The organism is Bradyrhizobium sp. (assembly GCF_049581145.1).
In the GTDB taxonomy this organism is placed as follows: Bacteria; Pseudomonadota; Alphaproteobacteria; order Rhizobiales; family Xanthobacteraceae; genus Bradyrhizobium.
Map to the genome: position 1 here is coordinate 1 of NZ_JBAURI010000817.1, position 2973 is coordinate 2973.

Sequence of the window (2973 nt, forward strand, 5' to 3'; positions counted from 1 at the left end):
GCAGCGTTTTGTCCGGGCGGGCGGCGCCGTCATCATCGGGCACTCGGCCGGCGGCTGGGGCGCGCTGGCGCTGGCTGGCGAAGATCCGAGCCTGGTCTCGGCCATCATCGCGTTCTCGCCGGGGCGCGGCGGGCATGCCGACGACACCCCCGGTCGAATTTGCGCGCCACAGGCGCTATTGGCCGCAGCCGCCACATTCGGCCGTGGCGCGCGCATGCCGGTGACCTGGCTGGTCGCGGCCAACGACAGCTATTTTCCGGCCGATTTCTCGCGGCAGCTCGCCGACGCGTTCCGCAAGGGCGGTGGCGAGGCCGATTTCCATGAACTTGCGGCGGTAGGCCAGGAGGGGCATTGGCTGGTCGAGACCGCGGCCGGCGTTGCATTGGCCGGACCTGAGCTTGCGGGCGCGCTGAAGGCGAAGCATCCACCCGTGATGAGGACGCGATGACGCTGTATTTCGGTGCCAACATCTCGATCCGCCGTTGGTTCCGAACCACCGATGAGCACACCGTTGAGTGACTGGCCGGACGACGATGTGATCCTCTATGACGGCGTCTGCGTGTTCTGCTCGCGCTGGGTGCGCTTCATCGCCGCGCGCGATGTTGCTGCGCGGTTTCGCTTCACCGCGATCCAGTCGCCCTACGGTACGCGGCTGTCGCGGACCTTTGGCATCGACCCCGATGACCCCGACACCAACGCCGTGATTCATGGCGGCGTTGCCTACAAGAGATCCGGCGGCGCGCTCACGGTGCTGTCGCTGCTGCCCGGCTGGGGCTGGACGCGGATGTTCTTCATCGTGCCGAGGCCGTTGCGGGACGCGGTCTATGGTCTCGTCGCGCGCAATCGCTATCGGATTTTTGGGAAATACGACGAATGCTTCGTGCCGGATGCGGCGATGCGGGCGCGGGTGATGGAATGACGCGCCCCGCATCATTCCGGGTTCGCTTCCAGCCCCGGAATGACCGAGTGTGGAGACGCAATCAGCGTTTCGCATCTGAAGCCAGCACTTCCTTCGCCGCGCGCTCTCCAGAATCCCGCGCGCCATGCGCGGTCGAGAAAAAATTCGGCGAGGTGGCTTCGCCGGCGAAGAACAGCCGGTTGTTGACGGGGGCGGCGAGCACGGCGCGCTTGTCGGCGTGGCCGGGCAGCGCGTGCGAATAGGAGCCGCGCGCGAAGGGATCGTGCGCCCAGCGCGATTCCTGCAGTGGCTTCAGCTTGCGCCGAAAATCGTTACCGAGGAAGCCTGCGATCTCGTCGATGCTGTGGGCGGCGATGGCACCATCCCCTTCGTCCTCGAGGGTTTGCGCGAACCTTCCGCCGAAAAAACCTTCGATGCAGGGCTGGCCGAACGGACGCAGATGATAGGTGCCCATCTCGGTGCGCATGGTCGCGCCACGCAGATTGCCATCGCTCGGCAGATCGCCGGGGTCATCGAGCGCCAGCATCACCTTGTCGGCAAGCCCGAGCGGCAGGCCGGCCGCGGCCTCGACCTTCGCCGGGAGCGCGGGGTGAAAGCGGAGCGCTTGCTGCGCGATCAGACTGGTCGGCACGGTGATTACGGCCTTGCCGGCAGAGAGCGTGCCTTGCGAGCTCTCGATGCGCAGGCGTTGACCGGAATGATCAATCAGCGTGACCTGGCAGTTCAGCGCCAGCGGCAACGCCGCGCCATAGGCGGTCATCAGCGCGCCATAACCGCATCGGACCCGCCAATTGATGTTGGTGTCCTCATAGGCGTCCATGTCGAGAATGGAAACCTGGTCGAGCTCGCAGCCGTTCACATAGGTCGAGATCGCATCGATCATCGGGTTCCAGCGGTTGCCGGGTTCGAGATAGCGATCGGCCGGACTGTCACGGCCGCTTGCCGCGGCCGCTTCGGCCCGCATGTAGAAAGCATCAAGCGCGCGGATGAAATCATCGCGCTCGCCTTGCGGAAACGCCTTGCCATAGGCGCGTTCGCGCCACGGCGGCAGCGCCTTGTCGACGTCGAAATTCAGCTGCCCGGCGATCTTGACGAAGGAGTTCTTGTCGGCCGAATGCAGCCAGCCGCAACCGACGTCGAAGATCACATCCGGCGCGGCCTGCACGGTGGTGCCGCGCCCGCCGACGCGGTCGCGCGCCTCCAGCACGATGAAGGACAGGCCGGAGTCCTTCAGCGCATGCGCCGCGCCGAGGCCCGCGGCACCCGCGCCGATGATGGCGACGTCGATGGAGGAGGGGAGGGACATCGTGCCGTCCGTCTTGTCGTCATGCCCGGGCTTGTCGAGGCTTGTCCGGGGCGTCCAACGTCTTTCCTTCATAGCGTCCAAGACGTGGATGGCCGGGACAAGCCCGGCCATGTCGCGATCTGCCCGATCTTACCGCGTTATGCCACCGCTTCTTTCGTCTTCTCGGCGCGCTTGCGCTCGTTGGGGTCGAGGTGCTTCTTGCGCAGGCGGATCGATTTCGGCGTCACCTCGACGAGTTCGTCGTCCTCGATATAGGCCAGCGCCTTTTCCAGCGTCATCCGGATCGGCGGCGTCAGCCGCACCGCCTCGTCCTTCGAGGTGGTGCGGATGTTGGTGAGCTGCTTGCCCTTGAGCACGTTGATCTCGAGATCGTTGTCGCGGGTATGCTCGCCGACGATCATGCCCTTGTAGACCTTGCAGCCCGGCTCGATCATCATCGGGCCGCGGTCCTCCAGCTTGAACATCGCATAGGCCACGGCGTCGCCCTGGTCGTTGGAGATCAGAACGCCGTTGCGGCGGCCCTGGATCTCGCCCTTGTAGGGCGCGTAACCGTGGAACAGGCGGTTCATGATCGCGGTGCCGCGGGTATCGGTGAGCAGTTCGCCCTGGTAGCCGATCAGCCCGCGGGTCGGCGCGTAGAACACCAGCCGCAGGCGGTTGCCGCCGGAGGGGCGCATCTCGATCATCTCGGCCTTGCGCTCGCTCATCTTCTGCACCACAACGCCGGAATGCTCCTCGTCGACGTCGA

General features: G+C 65.7%; 3 protein-coding genes and 1 pseudogene. 2 read left to right on the forward strand and 2 right to left on the reverse strand.

The features are described from left to right. Both WCB02_RS26705 and WCB02_RS26710 read left to right on the forward strand, forming a co-directional pair. Positions 1-448, forward strand: a 448-nt coding sequence (locus tag WCB02_RS26705) for an alpha/beta hydrolase family protein (protein WP_423962759.1), incomplete at its 5' end; no start/stop codon positions are given. A 63-nt stretch (positions 449-511) separates the two neighbouring features. Then, positions 512-919: a thiol-disulfide oxidoreductase DCC family protein gene (locus tag WCB02_RS26710; protein WP_423962761.1), complete on the forward strand. Its 408-nt coding sequence runs from the start codon at positions 512-514 to the stop codon at positions 917-919. Between the two features lie 61 nt (positions 920-980). Here the strand turns inward: WCB02_RS26710 and WCB02_RS26715 are convergent, their stop codons facing one another. Then, complete coding sequence (locus tag WCB02_RS26715; RefSeq protein ID WP_423962760.1) at positions 981-2225, reverse strand: flavin monoamine oxidase family protein; 1245 nt, start codon at positions 2223-2225, stop codon at positions 981-983. Between the two features lie 137 nt (positions 2226-2362). Beyond that, a pseudogene (locus WCB02_RS26720) lies at positions 2363-2973 on the reverse strand (translational GTPase TypA); the annotation flags it as partial.